At 41.6% G+C, this 17338-nt stretch carries 14 protein-coding genes; 4 read left to right on the top strand and 10 right to left on the bottom strand.

The window, feature by feature from the left end; genetic code table 11:
- Nucleotides 1-294 precede the first annotated feature (294 nt).
- Both OCV39_RS05340 and OCV39_RS05345 read left to right on the top strand, forming a co-directional pair.
- Entirely contained in the window at nucleotides 295-936 is a 642-nt protein-coding gene (locus tag OCV39_RS05340) for a TetR/AcrR family transcriptional regulator (RefSeq protein ID WP_017052524.1), read from the top strand.
- Nucleotides 937-1047: 111 nt separating this feature from the next.
- Nucleotides 1048-3330 carry an acyl-CoA dehydrogenase gene (locus OCV39_RS05345; RefSeq protein ID WP_136993662.1) on the top strand — a complete coding sequence of 761 codons (2283 nt, stop codon included), beginning with the start codon at nucleotides 1048-1050 and terminating at the stop codon, nucleotides 3328-3330.
- A 122-nt stretch (nucleotides 3331-3452) separates the two neighbouring features.
- Here OCV39_RS05345 and OCV39_RS05350 read toward each other — a convergent pair whose 3' ends face one another.
- From OCV39_RS05350 to OCV39_RS05365, 4 genes are all read right to left on the bottom strand, one after another.
- Nucleotides 3453-4283, bottom strand: a complete 831-nt coding sequence (locus tag OCV39_RS05350) for a DUF2797 domain-containing protein (protein ID WP_261889180.1) — start codon at nucleotides 4281-4283, stop codon at nucleotides 3453-3455.
- Nucleotides 4284-4479: 196 nt separating this feature from the next.
- On the bottom strand, nucleotides 4480-5850 hold the full coding sequence (locus OCV39_RS05355; RefSeq protein WP_017052527.1) for an SLC13 family permease: 1371 nt from the start codon (nucleotides 5848-5850) through the stop codon (nucleotides 4480-4482).
- Between the two features lie 201 nt (nucleotides 5851-6051).
- Nucleotides 6052-6726: a SanA/YdcF family protein gene (locus OCV39_RS05360; protein WP_261889481.1), complete on the bottom strand. Its 675-nt coding sequence runs from the start codon at nucleotides 6724-6726 to the stop codon at nucleotides 6052-6054.
- Between the two features lie 184 nt (nucleotides 6727-6910).
- Nucleotides 6911-8599: an NAD-dependent malic enzyme gene (locus tag OCV39_RS05365; protein WP_113795322.1), complete on the bottom strand. Its 1689-nt coding sequence runs from the start codon at nucleotides 8597-8599 to the stop codon at nucleotides 6911-6913.
- A 151-nt stretch (nucleotides 8600-8750) separates the two neighbouring features.
- Between OCV39_RS05365 and OCV39_RS05370 the strand changes: the two genes are divergently transcribed.
- The gene (locus OCV39_RS05370; RefSeq protein ID WP_261889181.1) at nucleotides 8751-11177 is read left to right on the top strand and encodes a helicase-related protein; all 2427 of its coding nucleotides are present in this window, start codon (nucleotides 8751-8753) and stop codon (nucleotides 11175-11177) included.
- A 250-nt stretch (nucleotides 11178-11427) separates the two neighbouring features.
- A complete protein-coding gene (locus OCV39_RS05375) occupies nucleotides 11428-11805 on the top strand; it encodes a hypothetical protein (RefSeq protein ID WP_017052531.1) in 378 nt (125 codons plus the stop codon).
- Between the two features lie 163 nt (nucleotides 11806-11968).
- On the opposite strand, the gene OCV39_RS05380 is transcribed toward OCV39_RS05375, so the two are convergent.
- From OCV39_RS05380 to OCV39_RS05405, 6 genes are all read right to left on the bottom strand, one after another.
- A complete protein-coding gene (locus OCV39_RS05380; RefSeq protein ID WP_261889182.1) occupies nucleotides 11969-13072 on the bottom strand; it encodes a phosphoribosylaminoimidazolesuccinocarboxamide synthase in 1104 nt (367 codons plus the stop codon).
- A 237-nt stretch (nucleotides 13073-13309) separates the two neighbouring features.
- Nucleotides 13310-13780 (bottom strand): hypothetical protein, encoded by a 471-nt coding sequence (locus OCV39_RS05385; protein WP_136993666.1) that lies wholly within the window; start codon nucleotides 13778-13780, stop codon nucleotides 13310-13312.
- 407 nt (nucleotides 13781-14187) lie between these two features.
- Nucleotides 14188-14370, bottom strand: a complete 183-nt coding sequence (locus OCV39_RS05390; RefSeq protein ID WP_261889183.1) for a hypothetical protein — start codon at nucleotides 14368-14370, stop codon at nucleotides 14188-14190.
- Nucleotides 14371-14539: 169 nt separating this feature from the next.
- Complete coding sequence (locus OCV39_RS05395) at nucleotides 14540-15613, bottom strand: J domain-containing protein (RefSeq protein ID WP_261889184.1); 1074 nt, start codon at nucleotides 15611-15613, stop codon at nucleotides 14540-14542.
- 101 nt (nucleotides 15614-15714) lie between these two features.
- On the bottom strand, nucleotides 15715-16398 hold the full coding sequence (locus OCV39_RS05400) for a DUF2786 domain-containing protein (protein ID WP_017052536.1): 684 nt from the start codon (nucleotides 16396-16398) through the stop codon (nucleotides 15715-15717).
- 205 nt (nucleotides 16399-16603) lie between these two features.
- The gene (locus OCV39_RS05405; protein ID WP_261889185.1) at nucleotides 16604-17293 is read right to left on the bottom strand and encodes a DUF3334 family protein; all 690 of its coding nucleotides are present in this window, start codon (nucleotides 17291-17293) and stop codon (nucleotides 16604-16606) included.
- Between the last annotated feature and the right edge of the window lie 45 nt (nucleotides 17294-17338).

Here is a 17338-nt window from a genome sequence, read left to right on the forward strand (position 1 = left end):
GATACAAATATAGGAGTTATTTAGAAAAAGCAGTGGTTTCGTAGCCAACAAGATAGAAGTAGTTAGACGGCCTGTTTAACTTCTCAATGCATCTCTTGGTTACAATTAATCAGACTGCCAACTTACCCATCAGTTCAATTTATTTGTCATTATTTTGAATCTTTTTATTTCTTATCTATTCAAGGCGTTATCTTCCTCTGGTCCGACCAATAGTAAAAAGTGTGATGTTAATTGCTTGTTAAATAAATGTGCTAAGAGTATATTTCAAACAGTTGTTTAATACGAGTGATTAAAATGGCCTCGAAAAGTAGTACTAAAGATAAAATTTTAGATGTCGCAGAAGGGCTATTTGCTGAGCATGGTTTTAACGACACATCTCTTAGAAGCATCACGAGCAAAGCAAACGTGAATCTAGCATCAGTCAATTATCACTTTGGGGATAAGAAAACCTTAGTAAGAGCGGTACTGAACCGATATTTAGAAGCATTCATGCCATCTGTAGAGAAGGCGCTGATCGAGTTGAATGCTAACGATTTGAACGATAAAGATTCATATAGCATGGAAGAGGTGTTCGAGTCATTACGGGCCCCATTGTTGGCTTTAGATGGTGTTAGACCTAACGGGACGAGCCTATTTATGTCATTAATTGGACGTGGTTACACCGATGTCCAAGGGCATTTAAGATGGTTTATTACCACTCGCTATAGTGAAGTGCTTTCACTTTTTACACGCTCTGTGATGACTGCTAATCCTAGCTTAACACCTGCGACCTTATTTTGGCGCTTGCATTTTACACTAGGAACTTGCGTGTTCACCATGGCGTCGAGTAAAGCACTATCAGAAATTGCCTATAACGATTTTGGACAAGCGGTTGATGCCACTGCGGTTATTGACCAGATAATACCCTACTTATCAGCAGGCGTTGCTGCCGACTGATTGCAATACCAAAGCCTTGTGCATAACAAAGCTATAGATATAACAAAGCTATATCTAACAAAGATACTAATAAAAATACCCACCAATATATGGAACAAAAGGATCTGAACTATGAGCTCTCTAAGACAAAAATGGGTTAGTGACCCTGCTTTTAAATTTTTTAAAAAAGTATTGCCACCCCTTTCTAATACAGAGAAAGAGGCGATGGAAGCAGGAAGTGTTTGGTGGGATGGAGAATTGTTTTCAGGTAAACCGGATTTCAAAAAGCTGCACCATTATCCAAAACCAACACTATCATCTGAAGAGCAGTCATTTATTGATAACGAGCTAGAAACATTACTCGCCATGTTAGACGATCAAAAGATAGTGAAAGAAGATCGTGATTTGCCAGCAGAAGTCTGGGAATTCTTACGTAAAGAACGTTTCTTTTCGCTGATTATTGCGAAAGAGTACGGCGGTAGAAACTTCTCTTCACTGGCTAACTCTACGATTGTAACCAAGATTGCGACCCGCAGTATCAGTACAGCGGTTACCGTTATGGTGCCAAACTCCTTGGGACCAGGCGAACTATTATCACATTACGGGACTCAAGAGCAGAAAGATTACTGGCTACCTCGTCTAGCGGATGGCACGGAAATCCCTTGTTTTGCATTGACTGGTCCTGAAGCCGGCTCGGATGCCGGTGGGATCCCAGATCAGGGTACAGTGTGTTACGGCACCCATGAAGGCAAAGAAGTACTGGGTATTAAATTAAGTTGGAACAAGAGATATATCACCCTTGCACCTGTCGCAACCGTTGTTGGTTTAGCCTTTAAACTGAACGATCCAGAACACCTATTGGGTGATAAAGATGAACTAGGCATTACTTGTGCGCTTATTCCAGCCGATCACGAAGGTGTCGTGGTTGGTGAACGTCATGATCCACTTGGGCTCGCATTCATGAATGGGCCAACTCGTGGAGAAGATGTCTTCATTCCAATGGACTGGCTAATTGGTGGATCTGATTATGCGGGTAAAGGTTGGAGAATGTTAGTGGAATGCCTATCTGCTGGTCGTGGTATTTCACTTCCTGCGCTAGGTTCTGCTATGGGGCATCTAACGGCTCGAACAACCGGGGCGTATGCTTATGTTCGTAAGCAGTTTGGTATGTCTATTGGTAAATTTGAAGGCGTAGCGGAAAGCCTCGGCCGAATTGGTGGGCTTACATACCTACTCGAAGCAAGTCGTACGTTAACAACCACATCTCTAGATCTAAAAGAGAAGCCGGGAATTGTGACTGCAATCGCTAAATATCACATGACAGAAATTGCGCGTACTATCCTAAATGACTCGATGGACATTCACTCGGGACGTGCGATTCAAGATGGCCCTATGAACTACTTGGTTGCGCCATATCTTGGCATTCCAGTGGCAATCACTGTTGAAGGCGCGAATATTCTTACTCGTAACTTGATGATATTCGGTCAAGGTGCCACTCGCTGCCACCCATATGTACTGAAAGAGATGGAAGCGGCTGCGAATCCAGATGAGAAAGAAGGTGCAAAACAGTTTGATTCATTGCTATTCAAACATATTGGCCATGCAACGAAGAACACATTGGGTGCATTTGGTGCAGCCCTAACAGGTTCACGTTTCATTAAAGCTGACATGAGCGGGCCTACCAAGGTGTACTACCAAGATATGACTCGTATGAGCCGAGCATTAGCAGTAAGTGCTGACTTTGCAATGCTGACATTAGGTGGTGATCTAAAACGTAAAGAGATGATCTCAGCGCGTTTAGGTGATGGTCTTAGCTACCTATATATGGCATCTGCTGTGCTTAAGAAATATGAAGATGAAGGACGCCAACAAGCGGATCTGGATTATGTTCATTATGGCATTCAGCACTGTTTACATAATGCTGCTAAATCATTGCAAGAAGCTTATACCAACTTCCCAAGTAAAGCGGTTGGTCGAATTTTGAAAACACTGATTTTCCCAGTAGGTAACCATTTTGAAAAACCAAGCGACACGCTTACGGTAAGATTAGCGGAAAGTGTGATGACACCTGGAGCGCATCGTGATCGCTTAACTCACCTGTGTTATATCGGTGACGATGAGAATGATAGCGTAGGTCTGATGGAAGAAGCCTTCATCGCAATGTACGACATCAAAGGATTAGAGCGTAAATTATACCGCGCAGCGAAAGAGGGTAAAATTGCGAGGAAAGGTCTATTGAATGATAGGCTGGAACAAGCCCTTCAAGCGAATGTATTAACCCAAGAGGAAGTTGAGCAAATTATTGCGGCTGATAAACTGAGATACAAGGCGATTCAAGTTGACCACTTTAGCCATGATTTCAGCGAAACGCTAACCAATAACACCTCTAAGCCAAAACTGAATAGTGTTGCTTAGCAGTGGTGGGTTAGAGCAATTAGAAACATAGTTGATAACTATAGCTAAATGAAAATGCCAGTCAGAGTGAAATCTGTCTGGCATTTTTATTATGAATGAGAAGCGTTAATGAAGAAGATGCACTATTGCGGGTCGTTTACTTCGACTTCATACGATGAGAATTTTCGAACATTAATCACGCCAGTATCAAAAATTAAATATTGGCCTTTGATGCCTTTCAAAACACCAGTGACCTCTGGGTTTTTATCAAAATTGTGAGATGTTATTTTGACGGGGTGCTCTTCAACAGGGTAATCAATGGCAGTGGTCGTTTCATTGAGAAGTTGTACGGCATCATCCCCGTATTTCTGTTTAATCTCAGCAATGGTTGGCTCAACTAACGGTAATAAATGAGCGAACTTTTCTTCCAGTGGCATAGGTTCGCCATCACCCTTAAGAAGCGTCCGCCAATTCGTTTTATCCGAAATATGTTTTGCTAATTCAATTTCGATCAGCCCTGAAATATGGCGAGTTTTCACCTTAAAGATCGGCAAGCCTTGAGTCGCACCTTGATCAATCCAACGGGTAGGTATTTGCGTGTGTCGAGTGATCCCGACCTTTAAGCTAGAAGTATTAGAAAGGTAAACATAATGGTCTACCATGCAGTTTTCTTCGCCCCACTGCGGTTCACGACAAGTACCGGCTTCATAGTGACAAGTTTCAGGTTTCATTATGCACATATCGCAGCTGGCAAGTTTTCTCATGCAGACGAAACAGTGGCCTTGCGAGTAGCTTTTTTTCGTCTTCTTCCCACAGGCACTACAGAAAATATTCCCAGTATGGACCAAGGTTAGAGACTTACCGATGAATGGATTTAGGTCAACTAACTCCTCACCAACAGGCAGGCGGTATTGAACTGTTCCATCCAATGATGCACGCATTTTACTCAGCGTACCTTTAGCTAATAAAGACATGACATTACTCTTAAGATTATTCTTATTTTAGACGAGTAGTGTAGCAAAAAAGAGAGTGAAAAAGATCGAGGTTAAACAGTGGAAGTGCTGGAAATGGAAAAAAGGTGACGCGAACGCCACCAAAAGGGAAACCTGCAAACTCAATAGGAGCTTGCAGAGTAGTGCTCAGGGAAATCGCATTCTGAAAAGCAGCGGCTTACCAGAAAATCCACGCAAAGATAGTAAGTACAAAAATACAGACGATATTTAGCACCATACCCACTCGCATCATTTCACGCTGTTTTATATGACCAGAGGCAAAAACGATCGCATTCGGTGGCGTTGCGACTGGCAACATAAAGGCACAAGAAGCCGCAACAGCGATAAGAGCAGATAAGATCACAGGTGAAATACCTAAAGCTTCAGCAATGGTTGCAAATACTGGAACGAGTAGTGCTGCGCTTGCCGTGTTGCTGGCAAATTCAGTGAGAAAGACAACAAAGCCAACCACAGTCAAAATAGTTAATAGCATTCCTGCTTGCTCAAGGAAGCCGCTTAGAGAGTGCGCAAGGAAGACACTGGTGCCTGTTGCTTTAAGGATATTACTTAAGCAAATACCACCACCGAATAGGATAAGAACACCCCAATCCGTGGTCTTCTCGACATCTTTCCATTCAACTGCTTTTGATGCGCCAAGAAGAACAATAGCGCCAATCGCAACAAGCGTATCGAATTTAGAGAAGCCACCTAGCATGGCATTAATCGGCTTGCTGAATATCCACATGCTAACGGTTAAAAGGAAAATCGCTAATGTGATTTTTTTGCCGTTTGTCCACTCCACAGGTTTATGATCTAATTCGAACTTATGGTTAAGATCGGGTTTGATCATGATGTACAGAACAAACATAGTGATTGGAAGAAGAATTAGGGAAATAGGTAACCCTAGTGCCATCCACTCCGTAAAGTTAAGGCCAACTTCTGCGGCTGCGATAGCATTGGGTGGGCTACCGACCAGTGTGGCAATACCACCAATTGAAGCGCAATAGGCCACCCCAAGTAGTACGAATACATAAGTGTTGTGGTTTTTGTTTTTATCCAGTTTGCTCATAACCCCAAGAACTAAAGGCAGCATCATTGCAGCCGTTGCGGTGTTAGAGATCCACATTGATAAACCAGCACTCACACCAAATAGCATAAAGACCGCGACAGACATTTTACCTTTGGCGATAATGAGGACTTTGTCAGCAATAGCTTTATCGAGTTCCTGCTTGTGTAGTGCAGCAGCAAGAGCGAACCCACCAAGAAAAAGGAAGATGATAGAGTTAGAGAAATTATTGAGCGCGGTTTGGGTATTAAACACCCCTAGTAAAACTGCCAACATTGGAACTAGTAGGGCAGTGATACTGACATGCACCGCTTCCGTTAACCAAAGCACTGCAACAAAAGTAAGGATACTTAAGCCAGTCACAACGTTCTCATCAAAAGGTAAAACATTCAGTAAAGTAAAAAATAGTAGAGTGTTTCCGACAAGAATCATGCTGTTTCGAGTAAAAAACCAGTTCCGTAAAGTTACTGCGAGTGCTGTCATAAGTGCTCCTTTTACTTAACTTCAGGTAATTATTGTTATTTGAAGCTAAGTTCTGCTTAGTAAAGTATCTGACTTGAGTTAATTGTTTTAATTTGTACTCTTTTGTTGTCTTGATGTTACTTAACTGAATAGAAAGCTGCTGAGGAGTTTTGAACGTGCTAGATGAAAATGTGACGAAGAAAATTAAAAATGGGTAAGAAATTACCCATTTGATATGGTTCTTGAAGCGGAAGAGGCTGGATTAGGTAAGATTGGCTCTTTTGGACCAAGGAATTTAGGCTGCGTATTAATGATGTAGAGATCTAAAAAAGCTTTAGTTCGGGCAAAAATTTCACGAAAACGAATGGAGAACCCGGAGTGATGAGTTGGGCCAGAAACGGCTAGACACTGCGCGTTGATGTCATAAGAATGGGCTATGAATAGCGCTCTTTCACAGTGGAATTTTTGCGTAATAATCAAAAAATCATCGGTATCGAAAATTTCTTTTGCACGGACAATCGAGTCTAAAGTTCGAAACCCTGCATAGTCCAAGTGAATGTCCTCTTCTGAAACGTTCGCTTTGAGGAGATCTCGTTTCATTGTCCAAGGTTCATTATAAGAGCGATGTGCGTTGTCGCCACTCAGAAGAAAGTGGTCTACTTTATCATCTTGGTAGAGCTCGATAGCGGCTTCAATTCTGTGAGCGTAATACTCGTTTAGAGTGCGACCTAAATACTTACTTGTACCGAGTACCACAGCAACCTCAAAGTAATCGACCTGTTCTGAAGATTGAATAATTCTATCTTCAGCTTGCCAAGAGACCCATCGGTCGATAGAAAACACAACAGTAGCGAGAAGAATCAACGATATAGAAATACATAGCAAGATGTATCGAATCAATGCTCGATGTCGGCGAAGGAAGAGTAATGAAGAAAGTAACAATGGCTTCACTAAAACTAATAATTCCAAATCGGTAAAATGAGAATGTTGATAATATAAAAAAAGCCCTTATGTCACAATCATAAGGGCTTTTTAAATTAGAATACAACTCAGTAAAAGTTAGAGTGTCATTCAGTAAAAATTAAAATGCAGTACGCTTGTAACGACGGTAAACCGGCTGCCAAAACTGCTGATCAATCGCCAGTTGTAACGCTTCATCGGTGATTTCTAGAGCAACGCCTTCTTCAATGGCTTTCTTAGCAACAGCAAAAGCAATTTTCTTCGACACAAGGTGGATCTCTTCCAGTGGTGGAAGCAATGCTCCAGTACCATTGATTGCAAGTGGAGAACATGTCGCGAGAGCTCGGCTCGATTCCATCAACATCGCATCTGTTACGCGTGATGCGTTGACAGCAAGTACGCCTAAACCAATGCCAGGGAAAATATAACTGTTGTTGCACTGAGCGATAGGGAAGCGTTGTCCGTTGTGCATGACAGGATCGAATGGGCTACCAGTCGCCACAAGAGCTTGGCCATCAGTCCAACGCAAAATATCATTCGGTGTTGCTTCTACTCGGCTCGTTGGATTCGAAAGAGGGAATACAATCGGACGCTCACAATGTTTGTGCATCTCTTGGATAACATCTTTGCTAAACAGACCTGGAGCACCAGATACGCCGATCAATACCGTTGGCTTAGCATTTTTCATCACATCAAGAAGTGAGTAATCTGTGCCTTCGCTTTCCCAATCTTTGGTGTTTGCACTGTTTTGAACCAAGCGCTGTTGGAAATCAAGCAGATTAGGCATACCTTCTTGCAGTAGGCCCCAGCGATCCACCATGTAAACTTGAGATCGTGCTTGTGCATCATCAATACCTTCAGACACCATCTGCGCAATGATCGCTTCAGCAATACCACAACCCGCGGAACCGGCACCTAAGAAGGTTACACGTTGATCGGAAAGCTTACTACCCGCCGCTTTACAAGCTGAGATTAAAGAGCCAACAGTGACGGCGGCAGTACCTTGAATGTCATCATTGAAACAGCAGATGCGATCTTTGTATCGCTCAAGTAGTGGCATTGCGTTCTTCTGAGCGAAATCTTCGAATTGAATTAACGCATCAGGCCAACGGCGTTGAACAGCTTGAATGAACTCTTCTACAAACGCATCGTAATCTGCACCAGTAATACGAGGATGACGCCAACCCATATACATAGGATCTGCAAGACGTTGTGGATTATTGGTACCTACGTCCAGCACGATTGGAAGTGTGTATGCTGGGCTTATCCCACCACATGCCGTATATAATGCTAATTTACCGATTGGGATTCCCATTCCCCCGATTCCTTGGTCGCCCAAACCTAGAATTCGTTCCCCATCCGTGACAACAATGATTTTTACGTTGTGGTTAGCCGCATTATTCAGCAAATCATCAATTTTATCGCGGTTAGGATAAGAGATGAAAAGACCACGACCACGACGATAAATGTTAGAGAAATTTTCACATGCCGCACCAACCGTTGGCGTGTAAATGATTGGCATCATCTCTGAAACGTGATTTTGGACTAAACGATAAAATAGAGTCTCGTTTGTATCTTGGATATTACGCAGATAAATGTGCTTATCCATATCATTTTCAAAATTACAGTATTGTTGGTAAGCACGGCCAACTTGTTCTTGGATTGTTTCAGTCGTCTCTGGAAGTAAACCATTTAGGTTAAAAGAGCTACGTTCAGATGCTGAAAATGCGCTTCCTTTGTTAAGTAATGGCGTACTAAGAAGTGCTGAACCAGCATATGAAATATAGAGCGGGCGTTTATCGTTGTTCATTTTGTGCCTATGTAGGGGTTGGGGGATCTTAAAAATGATAACGGTTAAGTTATTCAGTTGTAAATAGCATAGGCTAAGGTTTGGGAAAACAAACACTCGCTTATGTCTTTGGAGTATAATAACGCAAATCTCCATATTATTTACTAATAACATGCATTCACTTCCAATAGACGCGCTATTTTCTGAATTTGAAGCCACTATCGCAAAATATAATCTTGTTGTAGAAGCAGAAACGGGATCGGGTAAGTCAACCAAACTTCCAATATGGGCATCGAAACACGGCCGAGTATTAGTGATTGAACCTCGTCGAATCGCCTGTACTTCACTCGCGGAATATACAGCCAGTCAGCGGCTAGAGCGGGTAGGGCAATCTATTGGTTACGCCATCAAACTAGACGTTCAATTTAGCGAAGATAGTGACATTGTTTTTGTTACCCCAGGAGTCGCACTGCGCTGGTTTTCTGAAAACAAACTAGCGGATTTTGATATTGTCATGATCGATGAATTTCATGAGCGGCGCTGGGACACCGATCTTCTGGTGGCGTTATTGAAGGAGGCGAATCGTCATCGGCTTATTGTCACTTCTGCGACATTAGAGGGGCATCGACTGGCCGAATATGTGAATGCCACTCGGCTCCAATCCCAAGGTCGCCTGTTTGATGTGGACTATATCTATCGTACGAGTGAGAGCCAGCAACTTCCCGATATTAGAATGCTTGAGAATCGAATTGTCGATGAAGTTAAAAAACAGCTGATAGTAAGTCCGGGTGATATTTTGGTCTTCTTACCTGGAAGAAAAGAGATCACACAATGTGCTCAGATGCTACAAAGTATTGCTGGCTGTGTTGTTGTGAAGTTGCATGCCTCCGTTTCAGATAAAGAGCGTAAATTAGCCTTGAACGCTCAACCATTGCAGGTTCATGATTCAGAAAATAGTGGTGACTCTGAAAGCTCAGATGTTCATCTAAAGAAAGTGGTGCTGGCAACCAACGTGGCTGAAACATCGTTAACCATCCCGAATATTTCAACCGTGATTGATTCTGGGCTTGAGCGGCGGACTATTCAGAGAAATGGACGCACCACTCTAAGTTTAAAGTCGATTTCAAAGGCGAGCTCTAAGCAGCGGGCAGGTCGAGCCGGGCGGGTAATGGATGGGCTGTGTATTCGATTGTATGGAGAGCATGCCGCGTTAGAAAGTATGACGCCACCAGAATTACAGCGAGAAGAGTTAGTTGAGCCTATGCTTACGGCTGCGAGTTGTGGATATTCGTTAGATCAGTTGTCATTCTTAGACGATCTACCACCTAAATCCATGGCCTCTGCGACGGAAAAATTGCGACTTATGCAAGCCATCGATTCCGAAGGTAAGATTACACCGCATGGGACAATTTTATCACCGCTTCCGATAGATGCTCTATATGCCGACCTCGTCACTAGAATGCCATCAAGAGCATTAAAAGAAGTGATGGTTGATCTGGCAGCCGCACTATCGGTTCCTGCGGCGATTTATCAAATCAAACCTCATCAGGATGATGACCAACCGATTGAGAAACAGGAACCTCATCATTGCGATGGTGAAATATTGATTAACCTAGTCAGAGGGAGAACCTTTGATTCGATTCAGGTTGAACAAGAAGCGCTAAAAGAGGCAAAGGGACTGTCTAAGCAAATGAGAGAGGCGTTTGAATTGCCACAGCTTGACGTTGCTTCGCGATATGACCGTCATCTATTTCTAACTAGCATTGCTCAATTACATCCGGAGTTGGTTTTCGTTCGAAGAGAAAAACGTCGCCAAGCATTGGCAAATGGAGAGATGGAAGTAGCGGTAGGAAGGCATAGTCGATTTTCTGACAAAGCAGAGGCCGCCATTGTGATGGATACCCATAGCATTCCAGGGCGAGGCGTTAAGCAAACATTAAATTTAGCAACCGTTATGCTACCAGTTCCGCTTAGCTTGTTAATTGAGCTTGAATTGGGGGATTGGGTTCAGGGTGAAACAACGGTGGTAAAAAGTGGCGAACAAAGCTCAGGAAAAAATCAAATTCTAACGGAGATGGAATTGCGATACGCAGGACGCCTATTGACGACTCGGCAAGTGATGCCAGAAGGAGAACTGCTTTTAAAGCCAATTGTTGATGCGGTAAATCGAAATGAGTGGCTCATCGGGCTCGCTGACGAACGGCGAATGGAGATCAACCTATGGAAATTATACGTAGAGCTAGGACTTGATGCACAGCACTCGACCCATGATGAACTTACTTTTGAGCAGTGGCTTATTGACCAACTCACTGAACTTGAGATTCAGGATGTTGAAGAGCTATGTATTTTCGACAACAGTGACTTTACATTTGAAGGCATTCCTTACTGGGAGTTTGATGATTTTGCTCACCAATACCCTCAAAGTATCGCTTTGGCTGATCTTCAGTTAACGGTTGAATATTATGTCTCGAAGAAGTTGATACAAGTGATATATCAGCGAGGGTCTAGAAAGGGCGATCCAAAAAGGTGGGAGCTACCAACGTGGAAAGGTTGGCGAATTCAATATAAGAAAGTGAGTCGAGTCGTCGATGTTCGGTAATAAATAGATGCAACTTATATGGGGAGTAAACATATGGCGAATTTGTATTTATTTATTCTGCATAATATTAATCAATTAAGCGCATATTTGAAATTAATGTGTGAATTATGTTAGAAGCTTGCGTTTCATATTTCCTTTTGAATGGTTGAGAGGGTATAAAAGACCGTTCTTTTATATCCTATTGCTATATAGGGGGAATTGGTTGATATTAACCACAACATATCGTGTTGCGTTTATGTCGGGGGACATTATGGATAAACAGGAAGATGCGAGCGTACTATTTGACTACACATCGTTTCTTGGTGCTTCGTGCAGTAAAAAATGGACGTTTTTAGAGGCAATGAGCTCGTTTGCTCCGATATTTGGAATTGTTTGGCGTGACAACATCAAAGAGCTAACCAAGCCAGAAGATCGTTTATGGGAAATGGCACTGAAATCCATGTCCTCACGTAAAAGCGATGAGTCCAATATTGTCACTTTGGCGAAACTTGCCAAACTTGAAGGGATTGAAGAGCTGAAAGTCGTAATGCCTTACCCATTAGAGAAAGAGCAAATTAAGCATATTGAAGATCGCGGCCAACTGGTTATCAATAACACGTCGCCAGATGAGTTTTACATCACTCTTTAGTTTGTGGCTGGTGACTAAGTTGAATCGCTGAACATGAGTTAATGCCACATAAACAAAGTTCATTGGTGCTTATTCGGTAAACGTAGAGATGTGAAAATTGAACATTAAAAAAGAGCCAAATGATGGCTCTTTTTTTGTTTTTACCAGAATCGCTTAGATTGGACTAATCAATAAGATTGTACTCTTTGCTTAAGATATCAATGATCTCTTGCTTCGGATTATCGCTTAACTCTATTTTTTGCCCCGTTACTTTTTCCGCAATATCGATATAAGTGCGAGATACCGACATTAATGCATCAAGTGGAAGCGCATTATCACGAGCAAGTGCTTCTCTTTCAGGCATCCTGTTTTTATTAAGAAGGATGTCAGGATCTGGGAAGTGATTGAGTAAAAACTGACGGAAACCCTCTTTAGAGTTCTCAACAATTTTTCCGTGTTGATACTCGTTGCTGTCCCAAATTCTAGAAGAGTCAGGAGTACCGACTTCATCCATATAAATCAGTTTTTCAATGCCTTGCGCATCATTCACATAACCAAACTCAAACTTGGTATCGACAAATGTTTGCCCCACTTGAGCTAAAGCGTTACTTATTACTCCGAAGCCCTCTTTCAATAATTTTTCATACTGAGCGATGTCTTCAATCTTACTGAAATTAAAGTCGGCAAAGTTATCTTCAAGGTTCTTACGTGTAATATTCACATCATCAGCTTCTGGAACACCAGGAATGCCTTTAAGAATCCCCTTAGTTGATGGCGTGATAAGCAAGTTTGGTAGGGCTTTATCTTTTTCAAGGCCATCTGCCATTTCAATACCGCAAAACTCTCGTTCACCGTTGGCATAGGCGCGCCACATCGAACCGGTTATATATTGGCGACAAATAGCTTCAATCATAACTGGGCGCGCTTTTTGGACAATCCAGACAAATGGATGAGGGATATCCAAAATGTGGCTATCCGCTAAGCCATGATCTTTAAATAACTTAAACCAGTGATTAGAAATAGCGTTCAAAGCGGCACCTTTCCCTGGAACACCTTTCAAATCATTCTCGCCACGCCATATGCAATCAAATGCAGAAATACGATCACTGATCACCATAATCGCAAGTGGAGCGTCCGGTGAGACGTTGTATCCTTTTTCTTTGATTAATCGTTGGCTGTCTTCTTCAGTCAACCAATAAACAGAGCGTACTTTTCCACTATGAACAGGTTTATTGGTACGAATTGGGAGGTCATCATTTACGGCAAGAACTTGGTCAGCGAAGCTCATTAGACATTCCTATCTTTTATTAAACATCACACGGAGAAAATACCTAGTAGGCGTCATTTCAAGTTGGCATCGTTTCTAGTAGGCATCGTTATTGGATGCATCATACCAGAAAATTAATTTCCATCCAGCAAAAAGCAAACGTTTGCTAAGTGTTGGTGGAAGTAAAAAAAACCTCCGATAAAGGAGGCGAAATAATTTAGTCAAACAGGGCTGTGTTCATGAGGTAAACCAAAATTATTAGTGCAATACCTGAGATGAATGTTCAGTAAAAAACACTTCGCATTGGTGCTTCTTAGCCAAAATGTTGAGTTGGCGTTGACCAAATTCATCAATATTATTGCTAACGACAACAGCACTCGCATTACCTGATTGAATCGCTTTGATTGCGATTTCAAACTCAGACTGGTAGCTAGAAGCCTTCATATGAATCACTTTGCTGCTGCAAGTGTTAAATCGTGTGAGTTGCTTTATGGAAGGGCGCGGACATTGAGCCGTGAAAAGTATCCATTGATTTTGATGCGAGAGCTCAGAGATACGCTTCCAAAACTGTGTCGCTTGAGTTGGCACAGAGTTGATAGAGGTAATATGAGCGTGATGATCAAAAGTGTCAAAGTTAAACGTTAATGGCGTCATCGCTTTTTGAGTCATTGCTTGTTGAGTCAAAGTTTTTTGAGCTAAAGCTTTCTGAATCATAAATACTGGAGTCATGGCACTGTCCTTCTATACATGCTGTATGTCTATACAGTAGTTATTTTGAGGGAGAAGATCAAGTATTAATTGATGGATTTATAGACTCCGATCACAAGCTAAATTTCGACATTAATTATTATTTGTTGATTTTTAAGGGGTTTATTTTATTTCACACTTTGAGTGTATCGAGAGGTGTTAACGCGAGATGTAGTTAATAACGTAAATAGGAGGGAGTTTATCCAGTGTAAGTAATGACTTATACAGTAGTTTTTTCAGTCGTTATTATAGATAGAGGGAACTGGCGCATAAAGCGTTTGCCTAGATTAAGAGTGATTGAAAATTTATGCTGGGGGATCAAAAAAGCGCCTTGTACGCGGCGCTTTCTATCCATTTTCTGTTTTGAGCAACGATCAGTTATCTATGCTTTAAGATGCTTTTTGAAGCTGTGCGAGCATCTGCTGTTCTTCAATATTGAATTGGCGTACATCCAGTGTTGCCATTGCATTACAGTCTTTACATGAGTGATGGTGTTTCCCATCAATATAATCATGTTTCGCGAGTAGAGCTGGCTGTTTACACCAATCACAAACGCCTTCAATTTTGAACATTATCTTCTCCCCACCTTTTTGTTTTCAGGTGTCATTTTCGGCGTGCATTATGACATACATAGTACAATGAAGTTAACTGTTTGTTACGTATTTTTGAGAGGGAGATCGATTGCTAAGCCAATATTTATAGGAGATAGAGAAAGCTGGACATGATAATTCTGATTATTTGTTACTTTTTTGTAACATTGTGGAGAATTATTTTAAGAGCGCCATTTAAGCGTTTCATCTCTTCTTCACTGCCTTTCATATCTGGATGGTAAATTCTTGATAGTTGTTTAAAGCGTAATTTGATTTTTTTCTCATCGGGTATGTTTGATGGGGTAAAGCCAAATATAGCGCAAGAAATATTCAGTTTTTGATTTTTAGAAGAGTTCTGATGCTTTTTGAATTCACGAAATACCGTCTCTAGTTGGCGCTTAAGCTGCTTTATCGTAAAGGTTTTAGCTTTTAGTTCTTCCTGAAGCTTCAGTTGTTGCTCCATCAATTCATTGGTTTGATCATGACGATTGCGTTTCACTGCCATGATCAATACTAGACTGAGAATGGCGATAATTAGCCAAGGGGCATATATGAAAATGCTGGAGTCACCGCTAAAAATATTGAGTTGGTTCATGAACGTTTTAAATGACCAACTATCAGAATTTTCAGGTAGGTCCTGTTCATCTTGAGGAATATCCAGAGTGATGGGGTCAATTTGAGCGTCAAGTTGGTCAATAGAAGAGAGTTGCTTGGCTCTTTGAGTATTGAATTGTCTCTCTAATACTCGATAATAGCCATCCTCCGCTTGAGTGTTTAACTTAGCATCGGAAAGGGTGTCTGCCGCAATTTGGTACCAGATTTCAGCCATATCTAGTTCACTAATATCAACGTTAGTACGTTCAAATAGGCTCGCTAATTTCAAAGGCGCTTTGCTATCCCCCTCAAGAGCAAGTTGTGTGTACCAGCGAAGTGCATGTTCAAGGTTTATCGTGGTGCCTTCCCCGAGTTCATAGGCTTGAGCTAATTTGTACTGCGCGGCTTTATGGCCACTTTTTGCGGCTTGCTGATACCAATGAAATGCTGTGTCGATGTTTTTTTCGGTGTCGACGCCTAAAGCGTAAGATTGAGCGAGGTTATACTGAGCCTGAGGATCGTTTTGATTCGCTTTGGCTGTCAGAAGGGCGATATTATCAGTGCTGGAATACGCTAAATTGCAAGTTAGGCTTACGAAGAGAAAAGCAAAAATGAGCAAATAACGTTTCATTAAATAAGGCTTCTTATAGTCAGGGTAAGTAATCACGCACGATTCAGCTAAAGTATGAACTGAATCGCATGCGGTATCTTAACATTTTATCGCGAGTGCCGTTACTTAAGTCTCTTGAGTTCTTGTGCCCCATTAATCGGACGATTGACAGAGACTTTACGGCCTTTCTTTAATCCAACTTCATAATCAGCGGTTAAATTTTTCATCGCTTCTCTTAATTGCTGCTTGAAGGTTTCGCGATCGATATTTTCAAACTCTTTATCAATGTAATTATTGATCTTATTCGCAGACTCTTCATCAGGCGTAATAATAGGAAGTTTCTCTAGTGCACCTTCAACCCAACCAGAAACAAAGGAATTCACTCGACGAGTCACTTCAAGGTTACTTGTGCCTGAACCAGAAAAACTGTTTCGGAACTGACCAGTATGCTCATTCAATTCACGATAAACGATATCAAAAGCAAAGGCTGCAAAAATAGCGCGGTCAGCTTCACCAATAAATTCAACGCGTTTCAGACCTTTATGATTAAGTAATACGGCTTCGACACCGAATCTAGTATTGATACCGCGGATCACACGTAAAATAGTCGAACTGACATTAGCAGGTAGAAGGTGACTGGACTGAGTTTTGCCCATTTTGATAAATTCAATATCATCCTTATCCAAGCCATATTTAACCATCAAGGCATGAGCCATTTTGATGGCATTAGCTGCTTCATTGACGTTGGCTGAATTTCCAAGCTCTAGGCATTTGGCAATTTTCTTTAGGGCTTTTTTCTTATCCATCTACTGCTTGTTAACATCCGCTTATTTTGAAGAGTCAGACATTTTACCTGTTTTTTAGATTTAACTCAAAACGGTAGAGAGAAAAAAGAATCTTAGCGGAGAGAATGATTGGATATCTTGGAAACATGTGAAATAAAAACGCCATCGATGTTCGCTTCCAATGAAGTTCGTCGATGGCGTTGATTAGTGTCGTAGAGCGTGAGGGTTAAATACCTAGCTCATCGAGAAGATCGGCTGCTGCATCGTTGCCGCCTGATGCCGCTGCAGTTTTATTCTGCTCTTCTTTCATTTTCTTTTGAGTCGACGCTAAAATTGAATCTGGGCACTGCTCTTTTTCAATTTCAAATTCTTCTAATTGAATGAATTCTGTTTTATCCATCGCCAACTCAAGGTAGAAAATGTTGTTTTTCTCAGTCGAGAAAGTAACACGACGCGCTTGTGGGCGATCTAGATTAGTATCAACAGAAAGGTTTACCTGTTTATTCAGTGACAACATTTTTGGTTGGTTTTGAGTAATGTTGGTTTGTAGTTCTTTACGGATCTTATTGGTAAAGTCGCCAACTAATTGGTTAGTCAGTTCACCAAGAACGTCTCCAACCTCATCTGACGTGTGCAAAACCGCTAATTCATCTTCTGGCATGCCCATATTACGCATGTAGTTCGCGTAAAGCTCTAATGCTGCCTTTGATGTGAAGTTGATAACGACTAACCCAGAAAAGCCACCGTCAAATAGAACGAAACAGCCGAAATCAGGTTTAAGGCTCGTTTTGTTGATTTTCTGCACCATTGCAGAGTAAGACACTTTTGAATTGGTTGCAGATGTGAGTACACCAGACACTGACTGACAAAGTTTGAGAAGGATGTCTTCGGTTGTCACTACTTTATTTTTTTTCATTATTTATTCGCTCGTTAAATGCGTCAATTTATATGCTATATGTCG

The sequence above is a fragment of the Vibrio cortegadensis genome (genome assembly GCF_024347395.1).
GTDB lineage: Bacteria > Pseudomonadota > Gammaproteobacteria > Enterobacterales > Vibrionaceae > Vibrio > Vibrio cortegadensis.

Coding starts and splice junctions, on each gene's coding strand:
- OCV39_RS05345 (WP_136993662.1), top strand. CDS start 1,048: ATGAGCTCTCTAAGACAAAAATGGGTTAGTGACCCTGCTTTTAAATTT.
- OCV39_RS05355 (WP_017052527.1), bottom strand. CDS start 5,850: ATGACAGCACTCGCAGTAACTTTACGGAACTGGTTTTTTACTCGAAAC.
- OCV39_RS05380 (WP_261889182.1), bottom strand. CDS start 13,072: ATGAGCTTCGCTGACCAAGTTCTTGCCGTAAATGATGACCTCCCAATT.
- OCV39_RS05395 (WP_261889184.1), bottom strand. CDS start 15,613: ATGAAACGTTATTTGCTCATTTTTGCTTTTCTCTTCGTAAGCCTAACT.
- OCV39_RS05375 (WP_017052531.1), top strand. CDS start 11,428: ATGGATAAACAGGAAGATGCGAGCGTACTATTTGACTACACATCGTTT.
- OCV39_RS05350 (WP_261889180.1), bottom strand. CDS start 4,283: ATGTCTTTATTAGCTAAAGGTACGCTGAGTAAAATGCGTGCATCATTG.
- OCV39_RS05340 (WP_017052524.1), top strand. CDS start 295: ATGGCCTCGAAAAGTAGTACTAAAGATAAAATTTTAGATGTCGCAGAA.
- OCV39_RS05400 (WP_017052536.1), bottom strand. CDS start 16,398: ATGGATAAGAAAAAAGCCCTAAAGAAAATTGCCAAATGCCTAGAGCTT.
- OCV39_RS05405 (WP_261889185.1), bottom strand. CDS start 17,293: ATGAAAAAAAATAAAGTAGTGACAACCGAAGACATCCTTCTCAAACTT.
- OCV39_RS05390 (WP_261889183.1), bottom strand. CDS start 14,370: ATGTTCAAAATTGAAGGCGTTTGTGATTGGTGTAAACAGCCAGCTCTA.
- OCV39_RS05365 (WP_113795322.1), bottom strand. CDS start 8,599: ATGAACAACGATAAACGCCCGCTCTATATTTCATATGCTGGTTCAGCA.
- OCV39_RS05385 (WP_136993666.1), bottom strand. CDS start 13,780: ATGACTCCAGTATTTATGATTCAGAAAGCTTTAGCTCAAAAAACTTTG.
- OCV39_RS05370 (WP_261889181.1), top strand. CDS start 8,751: ATGCATTCACTTCCAATAGACGCGCTATTTTCTGAATTTGAAGCCACT.